Below are 16,979 nucleotides of genomic sequence, written 5' to 3' on the forward strand. Positions count from 1 at the left end.
CATTTTGTACCTGATGAAACGGCGGCTAGCATGCCGCCGTTTCTTTAGGTGTTCACTGATCGCGTAATAGGGGCTTTAAAAATGGCTATTACCGCTGCTCTGGTTAAAGAGCTTCGCGAAACCACCGGCGCTGGCATGATGGATTGCAAAAAGGCGCTGTCCGAAACCGAAGGTAACCTTGAAGCTGCCGTTGACTGGCTTCGTACCAAAGGTCTTGCTGCTGCTGCCAAGAAAGCCGGTCGTGTTGCCGCCGAAGGTCTGGTGGGTGTTGCTGTTAACGGTACTTCCGGTGCCGTTGTCGAACTCAACTCCGAAACCGACTTCGTTTCGCGTAACGAAGACTTCCAGAAATTCGTCGCAGAAATCGCAAACCAGGCCGTTTCGGCCAATGGCGATATCGATGCGCTGAAAGCAACCCCGTTCCCGGGTACTTCGCGTAACGTCGAAGAACAGGTTACCCACATGATCGCCACCATCGGCGAAAACATGAACCTGCGTCGTTCGGCTGGTATCTCGGTCGAGAAGGGTGCTGTTGCGTCCTACATCCATTCCGCGATTGCGCCGAACCTCGGCAAGATCGGCGTTCTGGTTGCACTCGAATCCGAAGCTGATGCGAGCGTTCTTGAAGGCCTTGGCAAACAGATCGCAATGCACATTGCAGCAACCAACCCGGCTTCGGCCACGGTTGACGATCTGGATCCGGAACTGGTCGAGCGCGAGAAAGCCGTTCTGACCGAACAGGCTAAAGAATCGGGCCGTCCGGCTGAAATCATCGAAAAGATGATTGATGGCCGTATCCGTAAATATTACGAGCAGGTCGTTCTGGTCGAGCAGACCTTCGTGATTGACGGCGAAAGCAAAGTCAAAGACGTGATCGCAAATGCCGCAAAAGACGCTGGCAAACCGATCACCCTTAAAGGATTTGTCCGCTTCGAACTCGGTGAAGGCATCGAGAAAGAAGAAAAAGACTTTGCTGCAGAAGTTGCTGAGCAGCTGAAGAAATAAACATCTGATCGAAATGGTGCGTCGTGTGTCATTTCGTGTATGATCCCAGACCGGCGAGGTCGGCAGCGCATAATCGCCCTGTTACTCGCCGGTCTTTTTATATCTGAATTTTGCTGAACCGGGTTTCGGGACAGTTTGAAATATCGGCAGTAAGAGGCAATCCAACATGGCAGAAAACGGCCAACTGAAATTTCGTCGCGTCCTTCTGAAACTTTCGGGCGAGGGGCTTCTGGGAAAACAGCAATACGGGATTGATCCCGAGACGGTTGACCGGATCGCAAGCGAAATCAAAGCCGTTCATGACATGGGTGCCGAGGTTTGCATGGTGATTGGCGGGGGGAACATCTTCCGCGGGGTCAAGGGCGCATCCCAGGGCATGGAGCGTGCCACGGCTGATTATATGGGCATGCTGGCCACCATCATGAATGCCCTTGCGGTTCAGAACGCGCTTGAGCGCCACGGGGTCCAGACCCGCGTGCAGTCCGCCATTCCGATGTCATCGGTTTGTGAGCCCTATATCCGCCGTCGCGCGGTACGCCATATGGAAAAGGGCCGGGTGGTGATTTTTGCCGCCGGTACGGGCAACCCGTTCTTTACAACCGATACGGCAGCGGCACTTCGCGCGGTTGAAATGGGCTGCGACGCGTTGCTTAAGGGGACGCAGGTTGACGGGGTTTACACCGCCGATCCGAAAGTTGACCCGACGGCGGAACGCTATGATTCGCTGACCTATATGGAAGTTCTTGCCAAAGATTTGCGTGTTATGGATGCATCGGCTATTTCATTGGCACGCGAAAATGATATTCCGGTTATTGTATTTTCTTTGCATAATCCGGGCGCATTTGCCGACGTGGTTTGTGCAAATGGTACGTTTACGATTATTTCGAATGGAGACTGAAGGTGTCTGACGTTGCTGGCCTGAAAAAAGACCTTGCCCGCCGTATGGAAGGGGCTGTCGAAGTTTTGCACAAGGAATTCACCGGGCTTCGGACCGGGCGGGCCAGTGCAAACCTTCTTGAACCGGTCATGGTTGAAGCCTACGGCGTACCGACCCCGCTTAACCAGGTTGCGTCCGTCAGTGTTCCGGAATCGCGTATGCTTTCGGTTCAGGTCTGGGACAAATCGATGGTTAAATCGGTCGAAAAAGCGATCCGTGATTCAGGTCTTGGCCTGAACCCGGCGGCTGATGGTACGCTTGTTCGCGTGCCGATCCCGGCATTGAACGAGGAACGCCGTGCGGAACTGTCCAAGGTTGCCGGCAAATATGCCGAGCAGGCCCGTATTTCTGTTCGTAACGTCCGTCGTGACGGCATCGACCAGATCAAGAAATGGGAAAAGGACAGCGTGATCTCGAAAGATGACCTCCATAACGAGGAAAAAGAGATCCAGAAGCTGACCGACAAGGTCATTGGCGAGATCGACGAAGCGCTCGCCCATAAAGAACAGGAAATCATGCAAGTCTAATCATGACGGTGCTGGCATCTCAACCCAACCCTTCAGATTTGCAGGTTGTGCCGCGTCATGTTGCCATCATCATGGATGGCAACGGGCGCTGGGCGAAGCTGCGTGGCAAGCCCCGTACGATGGGACATCGTTCGGGGGTAGACGCCGTGCGTCGCACGGTTGAAGCCGCGGCAGAAATCGGTATCGAGTATCTGACCCTTTACGGATTTTCGACCGAAAACTGGAAGCGTCCGGAAAGTGAAGTCAGCGACCTGATGGGCTTGTTGCGGCTGTTCATCAAACGCGAACTGGCAACCCTGCACAAAAACGGTGTCCGTATCCGGATCATCGGGGACCGCACACGTTTTGATGACGATATTCGTGTTCTTCTGGCCAATGCCGAGGAACGCACGCAGGGCAATACCCGTTTGAACCTGACCATTGCGCTGAGTTATGGTGCACGGGCGGAAATCACCGATGCGGTACGGCTGATTGCGCAGAAGGTTGCGGCCGGGGAAATCCGGCCTGATGCCATCGACGAAAACATGGTCGAGGCGCATCTGACGACGGTTGGAATGCCCGATCCGGATCTGCTGATCCGGACCAGCGGCGAACAGCGCATCAGCAATTTCCTGCTTTGGCAGTCGGCCTATACGGAGTTCGTGTTCGATCAGGTTCTTTGGCCCGATTTCGGACGTGAACATCTTGAAAAAGCGATAGAAAACTTTGCCGGACGGGAGCGGCGTTTTGGTGCAGTCATCTGAAGCCCGACGCCAGGAAGATACAAATTCAGGATTGAAGCCACGGGTTATTTCCGCATTGGTCATGACCCCGATCGCCGTTGCGGCAGTGTGGTTCGGTTCCCCGTATTTCGAGTTTCTCGTATTGCTGTTTTCGATTGGCATGATGTGGGAATGGACGCGGATGTGCGTTCCCGGTCATGTCAATTCGATTTCGATTGTTGCGGGTGTGGCGCTTGCGGTTGCCATGCTTTTGCTGACAACCGGGGAATATCCGTTTGTTCTGCTGTCGATATTCGTCAGTGCGGCAACAGCGGCACTGCGCCCGGGCAAAGACCGGTTTCTGGCGGCGTTTGGCATCGTTTATATATCGTGTGCGGCACTGGCGGCACAGTGGCTGCGCAGCATGCATGGTGATGGCCTGTTGCTGATCATGTGGCTGTTCTTTCTGGTGTGGGCGACGGATACTGGGGCCTATGCCTTTGGCAAGGCGATTGGTGGTCCGAAACTGGCCCCGCGTTTCAGCCCCAAGAAAACCTGGGCTGGCCTGATTGGTGGCATGCTGTGTGCGATGGTGATCGGGGGGCTGATCACCTATTTCAGCAGCAATCAAATCCCGGTGTCCATTGTTCTGGCAAGTGCGGTTCTGGCGATTGTTGCGCAGGTAGGCGACCTTGGAGAATCAGCGCTTAAACGTCATTTCAAGGTCAAGGACAGCAGCCACCTTATTCCGGGGCATGGCGGGTTGCTTGACCGTGCCGACGGGATGTTGTCGGTTTTTCCTGTCGCGTTTGTTATTGTGTATTTCATTGGATTGTCGTTGCGCTAGGGCCTGGACCCTGGAGGCAGAAATCCGCGAAGCTGGTGTTTGATGACAATTAAGAAATCAGTCTGCGTGCTTGGCGTGACCGGATCGGTTGGCAGCAGCACGGTAGATATCCTGAAAGCACATGCAGACAAATATGCCGTGGACGCCATTACCGCCCATCGAAATGTGCCGGCGCTGGCAAAGGCCGCCATCGAACTTGGGGCAGCCATGGCGGTTATTGCCGATGAAAGCCTTTATGAAGATCTGAAATCGGCGTTGTCGGGCACCAATATTCTGGTGGCGGCCGGTGATGACGCGTTGGTTGAGGCCGCATCGCGCCCGTCCGATATCGTTATTGCCGCGATTATCGGTGCGGCGGGGCTCAGGGCGACGCTGGCGGCCATTCGCCGCGGGGCAAGGGTTGGACTTGCCAACAAGGAAACGCTGGTTTGTGCCGGTGATCTGATGATGGCGGAAGTCGCGAAATACAATGCGACTCTGATCCCTGTCGATTCCGAACACAGTGCTATTTTCCAGGTGCTGGAGCAAAAGTCGGTCGACAAGGTTGACCGTATTCTTCTGACAGCATCAGGGGGGCCGTTCCGGGAATGGTCGCTTGAGGAAATGAAATCGGTTTCGCCCAAGCAGGCGCTGGCCCACCCCAACTGGGACATGGGGGCGAAGATTTCGATTGATTCGGCAACCATGATGAACAAGGGCCTTGAACTGATCGAGGCATGCCGTCTGTTCCCCGTGCCTGAAGAACGCATCGAGGTGGTGGTGCATCCGCAATCCGTCGTGCACAGCATGGTGGAATATTCTGACGGATCTGTGCTTGCCCAGCTTGGCTCGCCCGATATGCGAACCCCGATTGCCTATGCGCTTTCATGGCCCGAAAGAATACGGGTTGATGTAGCGCGTCTTGATTTTGCCACGATCGGGCAGTTGAACTTTACCTCGCCGGATCTGAAACGGTTTCCAGCCCTGCGTCTGGCGCGTGAAGCGTTGCGGGCGGGGGGCACGGTGCCGACTGTTCTGAATGCTGCAAACGAGATTGCCGTTGGTGCATTTCTGGGCGGAAAGCTTACCTTCCTGCAAATTGCCGAAACGGTCGAGCGCATGATGAACAGGATTGCCGCATCGCCGTTACGCGATCTCGACCAGATGTTTGATCTTGATGATATGATTCGTCGTGAAACGCTGGTCATGATCAAAACCGGTCTTTGAGTGCCAAAAATGCGGGGTTCGCCCCGAAAAAGGAACGTCTTCTATGGAAACCCTTCTTGCCTTTCTATTTGTTCTTTCGGTTTTGGTGTTTGTCCATGAATACGGGCATTACTGGGTCGCGATCCGGAATGGCGTGAAGGTTGAAGCGTTTTCAATCGGATTCGGGCCAGAGCTTTTTGGCTGGTACGATAAAAAGGGTACGCGCTGGAAAGTCAGCCTGCTGCCGCTTGGCGGGTATGTCAAAATGTTTGGCGACATGAACCCGGCAAGTGCCGGGCAGCGTGACGACCTTGACGACGAAGAACGCAAACATGCGTTTCATCACAAGGGACTGGCAGCGCGTGCGGCGATAGTTTTTGCCGGTCCGCTGGCCAATTTTCTGTTCGCCATCATTGTTTTTACCGTTCTTTTTGCCGCAGTCGGTCAGCAGCGCGCCCTGCCGGTGGTGGGCGAGGTTGTTGACGGCAGCCCGGCGGCGATTGCGGAATTGCAATCCCAGGACCGGATCAGCGCGATCAACGGGCAGCCTATTGACTGGTTCAGCGAACTTTCGGATGTGATCCGGGCCAATGCCGGTACGCCGGTTTCGCTTTCGGTTCTGCGTGACGGGCAGGAAATCGAGGTTCAGGTAACACCCGAGGCCGTGACATCGGGCGAAGGTGATGATGTTGAGAGTTTCGGCCGACTTGGTGTGACCGCCGGTGCCTTTGAGACCCAGCGCGAGGGGATTATCGACGCGACCGGCAAGGCGTTTTCATCGACATGGAACCTGATCGCGCAGACGATGTCGGCATTGGGTGAAATGATTTCGGGCGAACGTGACAGTTCCGAGCTTGGCGGCCCGATCCGGATCGCACAGATGTCGGGCGAGGTTGCCGAGGGTGGCATTGGCCCGCTTCTGTTCTTTATGGCGTATCTTTCGATCAGCCTTGGGTTGATTAACCTGATGCCTGTTCCGGTTCTTGATGGTGGTCATCTGGTGTTTTATGCCATCGAGGCGGTTCGCGGTAAGCCCTTGGGCGCAAAAGCACAAGAATATGGTTTCCGTCTCGGGGCAGGTTTGGTATTCAGCTTAATCATCTTTGCAACTTGGAACGACCTGACGCAATTGGGCGTCTGGAATTTCTTCAAAGGCCTGGCAGGCTGATGATATACGGCATCAGGGGGTTGAATTTGCTGCGTAATGTGAAAGCGGCTGCTTTGGCGGCAGTCTTGCTTGGTGGAACCGCGCCAACCATAATTCCGATGGTGGCCTATGCCCAGGGAAGCAGCGTTATCCGCGAAATCCGGGTGGACGGCAACAACCGTATCGAAGCCGCGACGGTTAACGCGTATCTGTCGGTAAAAGAAGGCGATCCCTATGATCCGCAAAGAATCAACGAATCGCTGAAGTCGTTGTTTTCGACCGGACTTTTTGCCGATGTTTCCATCGGTTTCGAGCAGGGGGTGCTGAAGGTCAATGTCGTTGAAAACCCGATCATCAACCGGATTGCCTTTGAAGGTAACGAGCGCCTGAAGGATGATGCGCTTGGGGCGGAGCTTCAGCTGCGTCCGCGCGTTGTTTACACCCGCACCAAGGTGCAGGCTGATGTTCAGCGTATTCTTGATCTGTATCGCCGTTCCGGCCGGTTTGCCGCGACGGTCGAGCCCAAAGTCATCCAGCTTGAACAGAACCGTGTCGATCTTGTCTTTGAAATTGACGAGGGCGAAGCGACCGGTGTTCGCAAGATCAACTTTGTCGGCAACAAGGCGTTTGATGATGGTGAATTGTCCGAAGTTGTCCGGACAACCGAGAGTGCCTGGTGGAAAATCCTGACGGCGGATGACAATTACGATCCGGATCGCGTCACGTTTGACCGTGAATTGCTGCGCCGTTTCTATCTTTCAGCCGGTTATGCCGATTTCCAGGTTCTGTCGTCGGTTGCCGAACTGACCCCGGATCGTTCGGACTTCTTCATCACCTATACCGTCAGTGAAGGCCAGCGTTACCGGTTTGGCGATATCAATGTTGTATCGCAGATCGACAAGATCGATCCGGCGACATTGATGCCGCTGATCGAGATTGAAAAAGGCGACTGGTATAATGCCGACCTTGTCGATGACGCCATTGATGCGCTGACCACCAGCATCGGTGACCAGGGTTATGCGTTTATCGATATTCGCCCGAATGTCGAACGCGATCGCGAGACCGGTGTCATCAACATCACCTTTACGATTGCCGAAGGGCCGAAGGTTTATGTCGAGCGCATCGATGTGGTCGGCAACGTCCGTACCCTTGATGAGGTTGTCCGTCGCGAATTCCGCCTTGTCGAAGGCGACGCATTCAGCAGTTCGAAACTGAAACGTTCTCGCCAGCGTGTTGAAAACCTGAACTTCTTCAAGACGGTTGATGTGAAAACGCTTCCGGGCAGTGCACCGGATCAGACGGTTCTTGAGGTCGATGTTGAAGAAAAGTCGACCGGCGAGTTTTCCATCGGTGCCGGTTACGGTACGGATGACGGGGCGTTTGGTCAGGCCGGTATACGTGAACGCAACCTGCTGGGTAAAGGGCAGGACTTGCGTCTTGGCTTTACTCTTGGCTCCTCAAGCCAGCAGATCGATCTGTCCTTTACCGAGCCTTACTTCCTTGATCGCGATGTGAGTGCCGGTTTCGACATCTATCGCCGTGAAGAAGACAACCAGGACGAAAGTTCGTATGACGAGAAGCAAACCGGTATCGGTCTGCGTTCCGGTTTCCGTTATTCTGAAGCATTGTCCCAGTCGGTGCGTTACGGGTTCGAAGTTAACGAATATTCGGACATTGATAGCGATGCATCGCGTCTGCTGCGAGAAGAAGATCCTGAATTTTCCGAGTCAACGATTGGCCAGACACTGACATACGATCAGCGTGATAGCACAATTTCACCGAAGGAAGGCTACTTCATGCAGCTTTCCAACGATTTCGCCGGTCTTGGTGGATCGGAAACCTATCTTCGTACGCGTGTGAATGGCGGGTATTACTATCCGCTGGATCGTGAAAAAGAATGGGTGCTGTCGACCAAGGGATCTACCGGTTATATCTTTGGTATTGGCGATGACACGCGCATTTCGCAGCGCTTCTTTACTGGTGGTTCGAACCTTCGCGGTTTTGAATCTGCCGGTGTGGGCCCGCGCGATATTGCAACAACCGATGCGGTCGGTGGCAAATTCTTCTATACTGGTACGGTGCAGATGGACTTCCCGTTAGGATTGCCATCCGAATTTGCCCTGACTGGTCGTGTGTTCAGTGATTTCGGTTCTTCTGAAGGGGTTGATGGGGCAAGGCCCGGCGAGATTTATGATGAGGGGTCGCTTAGGGCATCTGTTGGTATTGGGGTAGGCTGGGAATCGCCGTTTGGCCCGATTGGTGTTGACCTTTCGCAGGCTGTTCTCAAAGAAGATTACGACAAAGAGGAAGTGTTCCGATTGAACTTCGGGACCAGATTCTGATGAAAATGATGAAATCTATCCAGACTGCCATTGCCGCAATTGCCATGACATTTGCGGTCGGTGCCATGACTGTCGCCTCGGCCCAGGAAAATACCGGGGCGGAGGACACGACTGCTGTTGTGATGATCGTCGATTTTGAAGGCATTATGCGCGAAGCATCTGCCATGCAGGACATGACCAAGCAGATCAAAACGCGTCAGGAAGCTTATCAGCAGGAAATCGAAAAGCGTCAGCAGGCCCTGCGCAAGGAAGAACAGGAAATCGCCCAACAGAGAACCCTTCTGTCTGCTGATGTCATTCAGCAGAAACAGAAAGAATTTCAGCAGAAAGTGGCTGATTTCCAGAAGTTTGCCCAGGGACGCAACCGCATCCTTGACGAGGCGCTTAATTCATCGCGGGTGAAGTTCCAGAAAACGCTGATCGAAGTGATTGCCGATGTTGCCGAGCAGCGCAAGGCAACACTGGTTTTGCATAAAAGCCAGGTCATTTTGCATGCCAATGCCATGGATGCTTCCAAGGAGGTGTTTGACCGCGTGAACAAGGCAATGCCGACCCTTAGCGTCGAGTTCAAGGAAGCGTCCTGATGGCGGATGCCCGGTTTTTTAAACGCAAGGGACCTTTCAGCGTTCAGGAAATTGCCGATCTGACCGGTGCGGAACTGGTGAATGCACCCGATCCGTCGCGCCGTTTTGACGATGTATCGCCGCTTCAGAATGCCGATGCGTCGATCCTGAGCTTTTTCGACAATCGCAAATATCTTGATGCCTTTGTCAGCAGTTCAGCAGGCGGGTGTTTTGTCCGGCCGGAATTTGTTGATCGTGCGCCGGCTGATATGGTGCTGTTTACGACGAGCGATCCGTACCGGGCATATGCCAAGGCCGCAACGGCCTATTATCCGTTTGACGAGGCGAATGGCGTTGTTTCACCGCATGCCGTTGTTGCCGATACCGCTAGGATTGGAAAAGGTGTCCAGATCGACGCCGGTGCTGTGATCGGCGAAAATTGCGAGATCGGTGATGGCTGTATCATCGCCAGCAATGCGGTGATCGGTGAAGGTGTCGTGATTGGGGCCGGAAGCAAGATCGGTGCCGGGGCGACGATCAGCCATTGTCTGATCGGCAATCTGTGTCTGATTTATCCTGGTGTTCGCATTGGACAGGACGGTTTCGGCTTTGCCATGGGGCCGCAGGGGCATCTTAAAGTGCCGCAGCTTGGCCGTGTCGTGATTGGCAATGATGTCGAGATCGGGGCCAATTCGACAATCGACCGGGGGGCCGGGCCCGACACGGTGATTGGCAATGGTTGCCGTATCGACAACCTTGTCCAGATCGGCCATAACGTCGAACTTGGCATGGGATGTGTCATCGTGTCCCAGGTCGGGATTTCGGGATCGACCAAGCTTGGCAACTTTGTTGTTGCTGCGGGTCAGGCCGGGATTACAGGCCATCTTGAGATTGGTGACGGCGCAAAGATTGCAGCGCAGTCTGGTGTCATGAAAAATATCGGTGCGGGCGAGACCGTTGGCGGAAGCCCCGCTGTGCCGGTAATGGAATATCATAAACAGACCGTGGCCCTGTCACGGTTAATACGGAAAAAGAAATAAGGGCAATACCTATGACCGAACTGGTAAGTGTTGATATTCAGCGCATTCTGGAAATGATTCCGCATCGTTATCCATTCCTGCTTATTGACAAGGTTGTTGATATTGCCGTCGACGATTCAGCCGTTGGCATCAAGAATGTAACGATGAACGAGCCGCAATTTACCGGCCATTTCCCGGAACAGCCGATCATGCCCGGTGTTTTGATCATCGAAAGCATGGCACAGACGGCGGCCATCCTTGTTGTCCAGACCCTTGGCGAGGATGCCGAAGGCAAACTGGTTTATTTCATGAGCATCGACAATGCACGGTTCCGCAAGCCGGTCGTACCGGGTGACGTCATGCATATTCATGTGAAGAAAAAACAGAGCCGTGGTCCGGTCTGGAAATTCGAAAGTGAAGTTCGCGTCAACGATCAGGTCGTTGCAGAGGCTACCATCGCCGCGATGATCCGGGGCAACTGATAATGTCAAAAGTGCATCCAACCGCCATTGTCGAAGACGGCGCCCAGATTGGCCAGGATGTAGAAATCGGGCCATACTGTGTTGTCGGTCCGCAGGCGGTTCTGGGTGATCGCGTCAAGCTGCACAGCCATGTCGTGATCGCCGGAATTACGTCAATCGGCGAAGACAGTATGGTCTTTCCGTTTGCGTCGGTTGGTCATGCGCCGCAGGATTTGAAATTCAAAAACGAACCGTCGCGTTTGATCATCGGCAAACGCAACAAGATCCGCGAAGGGGCGACCCTTAATCCCGGCACCGAAGGCGGCGGGATGGAAACGACGATCGGCGATGACTGCCTGTTTATGGCGGGCGCGCATGTCGGCCATGATTGCCATATCGGCAATCATTGCATTCTGGTCAATAATGGGACGCTTGCTGGCCATGTTGTGGTCGAGGATTTTGCGATTGTCGGCGGCCTTTCGGCAGTGCACCAGTTTGTCCGTATTGGCAGACATGCCATGATTGGCGGCATGACCGGGGTTGAAAGCGACATAATTCCTTATGGTTCCGTGATCGGCAACCGTGCCTATCTTTCGGGGCTTAACCTTGTCGGGTTGAAGCGCCGCGGGTTTGATCGCGAAACCATCCATGCACTTCGCAAGGCGTATCGTCTTTTGTTCGCACAGGAAGGCACGCTTGCCGAGCGGGTCGAAGAAGTCGCCAAGGATTTCGAGAATGTCGGCCCGGTCATGGAAATCATCAGCTTCCTGAAAGCGGAAAGCATGCGATCCGTATGTACGCCGAAATATGACAGCTCCGCAGGATAACCCCGCAGCAAAGCTTGGTATCATTGCCGGTGGTGGTGCGCTTCCCGCCCGTTTGGCTGCTGCCGCGACAGCAGCCGGGCGGGATGTTTTTATCGTGAAGCTTGATGCCCATGCCGATGATCCTGCACTTGACGACTATCCCCATACGTCGCTTCGCATCGGGGCAGCGGCCAAAATCCTAGATCGTCTGAAATCCGAAGAATGCCGTGATGTCGTGCTTGCCGGAAAGGTGGCGCGCCCGTCATTTGCATCGATCCGGCCCGATTGGCGGGCCGCGAAATTGCTGATGAAAGTCGGCATGAAGTCGCTTGGCGATGACGGGTTGCTGCGTCTGGTTGCCGGGGAACTTGAACGGGACGGGTTCCGTCTGGTCGGCGCGCACGAGATTTTGGGTGATCTGGCCGTCGAGGACGGCATTCTTGGCAAGGTAAAGCCCGATGATCAGGCCGTTTCGGATGCGCAGCACGGCTTGAATGTCGCCCGGATTCTGGGGGCGGCTGATGTCGGGCAGGGCTGTGTGGTGCAGCAAGGGCTTGTTCTGGCACTTGAAGCCATCGAAGGCACGGATGAGATGATCCGCCGGTCTGCCGATTACCGTCGCGAGGGTGTCGGCGGTGTTCTGGTGAAGTCGGCAAAACCGCAGCAGGACAGGCGCCTTGATCTGCCAGCGATTGGTGTTTCGACCGTGGAAAACGCACACAATGCCGGATTACGCGGCATTGCGTTGCTCGCCGGTGGTACGATGATTATTGACCGCAAAAAAACCGTGAAACGTGCCGACGAACTTGGATTATTCATTATCGGGCTTTCAGTGCAGGAACCGGCACAGAATGACTAGGTCGGAAATCCTACAGAGCCCGAAAATCATGCTGGTTGCGGGCGAGGCATCCGGGGATCAGCTTGGTGGCCGGTTGATGGCCGCGATCAGGGCGCGCCTTCCCGAAACCCGTTTCATTGGTGTAGGCGGACCGCGCATGACGGGCGAGGGGCTGGATAGCCTGTTTCCGATGGACGAGATGTCGGTCATGGGCCTTGCCGAGGTCCTGCCGCATATCCCGCATTTGCTGAAACGTATCCGCCAGACGGCGGAATATGCCATTGAGCAGCAGCCTGATGTGGTCATCACTATCGATGCCCCGGATTTCAGTTTTCGCGTTGGCAAGAAGCTGAAAGGAAAGGGCATTTCGATGGTGCACTATGTGGCGCCATCGGTCTGGGCATGGCGACCGGGACGGGCGAAGAAAATTGCGGGTTTCCTTGATCACCTGTTGGCGTTGCTGCCGTTCGAGCCACCCTATTTCGAGCGGGTCGGGCTCCCGACCACCTTTATCGGCCATTCCGCGGTCGAGGAACGCCATGGCAGCGATGCCGCGCGGTTCCGGGATCAGCACAGCATCGCGCCAGACTGCAAGATACTGACGGTTCTTCCGGGCAGTCGCAATTCGGAAGTCACCCGCCTATTGCCGGTTTTCCGTGAAGTATGCGAACGGCTGGCCGGGGATTTTCCCGATACCCGTATCGTTGTGCCAACGGTGAGCAAGGTCGCGCAGATCGTAGGTGATGCCGTTTCTGACTGGCCGTTGCAACCGATTGTTGTTACCGGGGATCAGGACAGGCGCGATGCGTTTGCCGCGTCCCATGCGGCGCTGGCGGCATCAGGGACGGTGTCGCTTGAACTGGCGATCACCGGTGTGCCGCATGTGATCGGCTATAAGTTAAGTCCGATTACGGCATGGATTGCGCGGCGACTGTTGCGGATTGATACAGTGACCATCGTCAATTTGGTACTGGGAAGGAAGCTTGTGCCAGAATTCCTGCAACAGGATTGCACGCCGGACCGAATTATCCCGGTTCTGAAATCGCTGATGGCAGAGGGTGCAGGCCGGACCACGCAACTGGACGGGTTTGATGCGGCCACAACCATGCTTGGCTTTGGTGATCGGCCACCAAGCGAGAAGGCCGCGGATGTCATCATTGAAATCATAGAGAAAAATTCATCGGCCAAGGCTGGCATTAGCGGGCAATAACGCATAGTTTGGCTTCATTGACCCAATGAATGACGGAGCCATTTCCAATGCGTTATTTGCACACCATGGTGCGTGTCGAGGATGTTGATGCATCCATGCGTTTCTATTGCGATCTGCTTGGCATGAAGGAAACCCGGCGCATTGAAAGCGAGAAGGGGCGTTTCACCCTGATTTATCTTGCGCCGCCTGCCGACGAAGCCAGTGCGAAGGCCAACAAGGCCCCGGAACTTGAACTGACCTATAACTGGGACCCGGAAAGCTATTCCGGCGGGCGCAATTTCGGCCATCTTGCCTATGAGGTCGATGACATTTATGCGCTTTGCCAGAAGCTGATGGATGCCGGTGTCACCATCAACCGCCCGCCGCGCGATGGTCATATGGCGTTTGTCCGTTCGCCGGACGGGATTTCGATTGAATTCCTGCAAAAGGGCGAAAGCCTTGCTCCGGCGGAGCCTTGGGCCAGCATGGAAAATACCGGTTCCTGGTAATGCTGTAACCGGTTGATCAAAAAGCAAAAAGGCCCGGAAAATTCCGGGCCTTTTCTATGTCGGTATTGGCGCAGATTAGCGCTTGTTGACCGGAACGAACGGACGTTCGGAAACACCGGTGAACAGCTGGCGCGGACGGCCGATTTTCTGCGACGGATCTTCGATCATTTCTTTCCACTGGGCAATCCAGCCGACGGTACGGGCAACGGCGAACAGCACGGTGAACATGCTGACCGGAATCCCCATCGCCTTGAAGATGATGCCCGAATAGAAATCGACGTTCGGATAGAGTTTCTTCTCGATGAAGTACTCGTCTTCACGTGCGATGCGTTCGAGTTCCTGTGCAACGTCAAGCAGCGGATCCTGTACGTTGAGTTCTTTGAGAACTTCGTGGCAGGTTTCCTGCATGACCTTGGCGCGCGGATCGTAGTTTTTGTAAACGCGGTGACCAAAGCCCATCAGACGGAACGGATCGTTCTTGTCTTTTGCCTTGTTGACGAATTCCGGAATGTTTTTCACATCGCCGATTTCGTTCAGCATTTTAAGAACGGCTTCGTTCGCACCGCCATGTGCCGGACCCCAGAGGGAGGCAATACCGGCAGCGATACATGCAAACGGATTTGCACCCGAAGAACCGGCCAGACGAACGGTCGAGGTCGATGCGTTCTGTTCGTGGTCGGCATGAAGGATCAGGATACGATCCATTGCGCGTGCAAGGACCGGATTGACTTCATATTCTTCGCACGGGTTGCCGAACATCATCTGCAGGAAGTTTTCTGCATAGCCGAGTTTGTTGTTCGGGTAACGGAACGGCTGACCGATCGAGTATTTGTAGGCCATCGCAGCGATGGTCGGCATTTTCGCGATCAGGCGATAGGCCGAGATTAGACGCTGGTTCGGATCGTTGATGTCGGTGCTGTCATGATAGAAAGCAGACATCGCGCCAACCACACCGCACATGATGGCCATCGGGTGGGCGTCGCGGCGGAAACCGTTATAGAAGTTGCGCATCTGTTCATGCACCATGGTGTGCATGGTGATGTCATTTTCAAATTGCGCCTTGTCTTTTGCGTTCGGCAGATCGCCGTAAATCAGCAAATAGCAAACTTCGAGGAAATCGGATTGTTCGGCAAGTTCGTCAATGGCATAGCCGCGGTGACGCAGAATGCCGACGTCGCCGTCAATATAGGTCAGCTCGGACTGGCAGGAGCCGGTCGAGGTGAAACCCGGGTCATAGGTGAAATATCCGGTATCGGCGTAGAGTTTCCGAATGTCGATTACAGACGGACCAACGCTACCCTCGATCACCGGCAATTCGATCGACTTGCCGGTGGCATTGTCGGTCAGTGTCACGGTGTGGGAAGTCTTGGAATTCTGAGCCATGACTATTTTTCCTTCCCTGTTTGAACGAACACGGTTTTCAAGTTGTGTGCAGCATAGTGCTGCGGCGCACAAAGCGCAAATTCAGTGTTTAAGTTTTTTATTCTACGCCGTTATTTAGCATCGAATTTGCGGATGCGTTTCAGCGTTTGGGATTTGCCAAGCACAATCATTACTTCGAAGATGCCAGGCGATGAGTTGGAACCGGTGAGCACGGCCCGCAAGGGCTGCGCGACTTTGCCGAGCTTCTGATCGAGTTTTTCGGCAATGTTGCGAACGCTTGCGTCAACGTTCTCTTCGGTCCAGTTTTCAAGCGCGTCGAGTTCCTTTGCCAGTTCGGCAAACAGGCCTTCGGGGGCGCTATCAATCAGGGACTGAGCTTTCTCGTTAAACGACGTGACGCCGTCTGTAACATAGAAGGCCGAAGAGTCGGCGAGCTCGATGAGTGTCTTGGCTCTTTCTTTAAGCCCTGACATGCCTTTGATCAAGATTTCTTTTTGCGCTGCGTCAATTGCATCGACGCCAATCTGTTTTGCGATCAGCGGTGCAATGTCGTTTGCAAGGCGGGTATCATCTGCCTGACGCAGATAAACGCCATTCAGGTTGGTAAGCTTGGCGAAGTCGAAACGGGCCGCACCCTTGCCAACATCTTTGATGTCAAACCATTCGATGGCCTGATCCTGGGAAATGATTTCCTCGTCACCGTGACCCCAGCCAAGACGCAGCAGGTAGTTGTTTACGGCTTCGGGCAGGAAGCCCATTTCATCGCGATAGGCGTCAACACCGAGCGCACCATGACGTTTGGACAGCTTGGCGCCATCCGGCCCGTGGATCAACGGAATATGGGCGAATGTCGGGACATCCCAACCCATGGCGTCATAAAGTGCTTTCTGGCGGAATGCGTTGGTCAGGTGGTCATCACCGCGGATCACATGGGTAATACCCATGTCGTGGTCATCCACCACGACCGACAGCATATAGGTCGGTGTGCCATCGCCACGCAGAATGACGTAATCGTCAAGCTGATCATTGGCAACGCGAACATCACCCTGCACCTGATCGGAAATTACGGCATCGCCTTCCTGCGGTGCCTTGAGGCGCACGACGGGCTTGACGCCAGCCGGGGCTTCGGAGGCATCGCGGTCGCGCCAGGTACCGTCATATTTCATCGGGCGGCCTTCGGCGCGCGCCTTTTCGCGCATTTCCTGAAGTTCTTCCTGCGAGCAATAGCAATAATAGGCTTTGCCGGCCTTGATCAGTTCATGGGCGACTTCGGCATGGCGGTCGCGACGGGCGAACTGGAAGGTCGGTTCTTCGTCTGCGGTCAGGCCAAGCCAGTTCAGCCCGTCAAAAATGGCTTCGACGGCTTCGGGGGTTGAACGTTCCCGGTCAGTGTCTTCGATACGCAGCAGGAATTTGCCGCCGGTGTGTTTGGCGTAAAGCCAGTTATAAAGGGCGGTGCGTGCGCCGCCGATATGCAGAAACCCGGTCGGAGACGGGGCAAAACGGGTAACAACCGTCAT

The 16,979-nt window shown here is 54.7% G+C and carries 17 protein-coding genes; 15 read left to right on the forward strand and 2 right to left on the reverse strand.

All coding sequences use genetic code 11. The features are described 5' to 3' along the window. Positions 1-81 precede the first annotated feature (81 nt). From tsf to J7395_RS14475, 15 genes are all read left to right on the forward strand, one after another. Positions 82-1,005, forward strand: coding sequence for a translation elongation factor Ts (gene tsf / locus J7395_RS14405; RefSeq protein ID WP_062948598.1), 924 nt, complete (start codon positions 82-84; stop codon positions 1,003-1,005). 166 nt (positions 1,006-1,171) lie between these two features. After that, positions 1,172-1,903 carry a UMP kinase gene (gene pyrH, locus J7395_RS14410; RefSeq protein WP_062948600.1) on the forward strand — a complete coding sequence of 244 codons (732 nt, stop codon included), beginning with the start codon at positions 1,172-1,174 and terminating at the stop codon, positions 1,901-1,903. Positions 1,904-1,905: 2 nt separating this feature from the next. Next, a complete protein-coding gene (frr, locus tag J7395_RS14415) occupies positions 1,906-2,469 on the forward strand; it encodes a ribosome recycling factor (protein WP_062948601.1) in 564 nt (187 codons plus the stop codon). Between the two features lie 2 nt (positions 2,470-2,471). Continuing rightward, positions 2,472-3,212, forward strand: coding sequence for an isoprenyl transferase (locus tag J7395_RS14420; RefSeq protein ID WP_062961466.1), 741 nt, complete (start codon positions 2,472-2,474; stop codon positions 3,210-3,212). Further along, positions 3,199-4,017: a phosphatidate cytidylyltransferase gene (locus J7395_RS14425; protein ID WP_348541232.1), complete on the forward strand. Its 819-nt coding sequence runs from the start codon at positions 3,199-3,201 to the stop codon at positions 4,015-4,017. Before J7395_RS14420 ends, J7395_RS14425 begins: the two co-directional genes overlap by 14 nt. Before the next feature lie 42 nt (positions 4,018-4,059). Beyond that, complete coding sequence (locus tag J7395_RS14430) at positions 4,060-5,223, forward strand: 1-deoxy-D-xylulose-5-phosphate reductoisomerase (RefSeq protein WP_209221949.1); 1,164 nt, start codon at positions 4,060-4,062, stop codon at positions 5,221-5,223. Between the two features lie 43 nt (positions 5,224-5,266). After that, the gene (gene rseP / locus J7395_RS14435; RefSeq protein ID WP_209221950.1) at positions 5,267-6,370 is read left to right on the forward strand and encodes an RIP metalloprotease RseP; all 1,104 of its coding nucleotides are present in this window, start codon (positions 5,267-5,269) and stop codon (positions 6,368-6,370) included. 26 nt (positions 6,371-6,396) lie between these two features. Then, on the forward strand, positions 6,397-8,691 hold the full coding sequence (gene bamA / locus J7395_RS14440; RefSeq protein WP_231858132.1) for an outer membrane protein assembly factor BamA: 2,295 nt from the start codon (positions 6,397-6,399) through the stop codon (positions 8,689-8,691). Next, positions 8,691-9,275, forward strand: a complete 585-nt coding sequence (locus J7395_RS14445; RefSeq protein ID WP_062948613.1) for an OmpH family outer membrane protein — start codon at positions 8,691-8,693, stop codon at positions 9,273-9,275. The genes bamA and J7395_RS14445 overlap by 1 nt, the downstream gene beginning before the upstream one ends. Continuing rightward, complete coding sequence (gene lpxD, locus J7395_RS14450) at positions 9,275-10,294, forward strand: UDP-3-O-(3-hydroxymyristoyl)glucosamine N-acyltransferase (protein ID WP_209221951.1); 1,020 nt, start codon at positions 9,275-9,277, stop codon at positions 10,292-10,294. Before J7395_RS14445 ends, lpxD begins: the two co-directional genes overlap by 1 nt. Positions 10,295-10,305: 11 nt before the next feature. Next, positions 10,306-10,755: a 3-hydroxyacyl-ACP dehydratase FabZ gene (gene fabZ, locus J7395_RS14455; RefSeq protein ID WP_007089442.1), complete on the forward strand. Its 450-nt coding sequence runs from the start codon at positions 10,306-10,308 to the stop codon at positions 10,753-10,755. A 2-nt stretch (positions 10,756-10,757) separates the two neighbouring features. Next, positions 10,758-11,561 (forward strand): acyl-ACP--UDP-N-acetylglucosamine O-acyltransferase, encoded by an 804-nt coding sequence (lpxA, locus tag J7395_RS14460; protein ID WP_062948617.1) that lies wholly within the window; start codon positions 10,758-10,760, stop codon positions 11,559-11,561. Then, positions 11,542-12,399, forward strand: a complete 858-nt coding sequence (gene lpxI / locus J7395_RS14465; protein ID WP_209221952.1) for a UDP-2,3-diacylglucosamine diphosphatase LpxI — start codon at positions 11,542-11,544, stop codon at positions 12,397-12,399. The genes lpxA and lpxI overlap by 20 nt, the downstream gene beginning before the upstream one ends. Then, complete coding sequence (gene lpxB / locus J7395_RS14470) at positions 12,392-13,588, forward strand: lipid-A-disaccharide synthase (protein WP_209221953.1); 1,197 nt, start codon at positions 12,392-12,394, stop codon at positions 13,586-13,588. Before lpxI ends, lpxB begins: the two co-directional genes overlap by 8 nt. Before the next feature lie 47 nt (positions 13,589-13,635). Then, positions 13,636-14,076, forward strand: a complete 441-nt coding sequence (locus J7395_RS14475) for a VOC family protein (protein WP_062948623.1) — start codon at positions 13,636-13,638, stop codon at positions 14,074-14,076. A gap of 75 nt (positions 14,077-14,151) precedes the next feature. Here the strand turns inward: J7395_RS14475 and J7395_RS14480 are convergent, their stop codons facing one another. Together J7395_RS14480 and gltX are read right to left on the reverse strand one after the other, a co-directional pair. Then, a complete protein-coding gene (locus J7395_RS14480) occupies positions 14,152-15,459 on the reverse strand; it encodes a citrate synthase (RefSeq protein ID WP_062948625.1) in 1,308 nt (435 codons plus the stop codon). Positions 15,460-15,569: 110 nt separating this feature from the next. Then, positions 15,570-16,979, reverse strand: a complete 1,410-nt coding sequence (gltX, locus tag J7395_RS14485) for a glutamate--tRNA ligase (protein WP_062948626.1) — start codon at positions 16,977-16,979, stop codon at positions 15,570-15,572.

The organism is Thalassospira sp. A3_1 (assembly GCF_017744215.1).
Lineage (GTDB): Bacteria > Pseudomonadota > Alphaproteobacteria > Rhodospirillales > Thalassospiraceae > Thalassospira > Thalassospira lucentensis_A.

Bases quoted from the DNA above. Each gene is read 5' to 3' on its own strand.
- tsf (WP_062948598.1), top strand. From the start codon at position 82: ATGGCTATTACCGCTGCTCTGGTTAAAGAGCTTCGCGAAACCACCGGC.
- pyrH (WP_062948600.1), top strand. From the start codon at position 1,172: ATGGCAGAAAACGGCCAACTGAAATTTCGTCGCGTCCTTCTGAAACTT.
- J7395_RS14420 (WP_062961466.1), top strand. From the start codon at position 2,472: ATGACGGTGCTGGCATCTCAACCCAACCCTTCAGATTTGCAGGTTGTG.
- J7395_RS14430 (WP_209221949.1), top strand. From the start codon at position 4,060: ATGACAATTAAGAAATCAGTCTGCGTGCTTGGCGTGACCGGATCGGTT.
- rseP (WP_209221950.1), top strand. From the start codon at position 5,267: ATGGAAACCCTTCTTGCCTTTCTATTTGTTCTTTCGGTTTTGGTGTTT.
- J7395_RS14445 (WP_062948613.1), top strand. From the start codon at position 8,691: ATGAAAATGATGAAATCTATCCAGACTGCCATTGCCGCAATTGCCATG.
- lpxD (WP_209221951.1), top strand. From the start codon at position 9,275: ATGGCGGATGCCCGGTTTTTTAAACGCAAGGGACCTTTCAGCGTTCAG.
- fabZ (WP_007089442.1), top strand. From the start codon at position 10,306: ATGACCGAACTGGTAAGTGTTGATATTCAGCGCATTCTGGAAATGATT.
- lpxA (WP_062948617.1), top strand. From the start codon at position 10,758: ATGTCAAAAGTGCATCCAACCGCCATTGTCGAAGACGGCGCCCAGATT.
- lpxI (WP_209221952.1), top strand. From the start codon at position 11,542: ATGACAGCTCCGCAGGATAACCCCGCAGCAAAGCTTGGTATCATTGCC.
- lpxB (WP_209221953.1), top strand. From the start codon at position 12,392: ATGACTAGGTCGGAAATCCTACAGAGCCCGAAAATCATGCTGGTTGCG.
- J7395_RS14475 (WP_062948623.1), top strand. From the start codon at position 13,636: ATGCGTTATTTGCACACCATGGTGCGTGTCGAGGATGTTGATGCATCC.
- J7395_RS14480 (WP_062948625.1), bottom strand. From the start codon at position 15,459: ATGGCTCAGAATTCCAAGACTTCCCACACCGTGACACTGACCGACAAT.
- gltX (WP_062948626.1), bottom strand. From the start codon at position 16,979: ATGACGGTTGTTACCCGTTTTGCCCCGTCTCCGACCGGGTTTCTGCAT.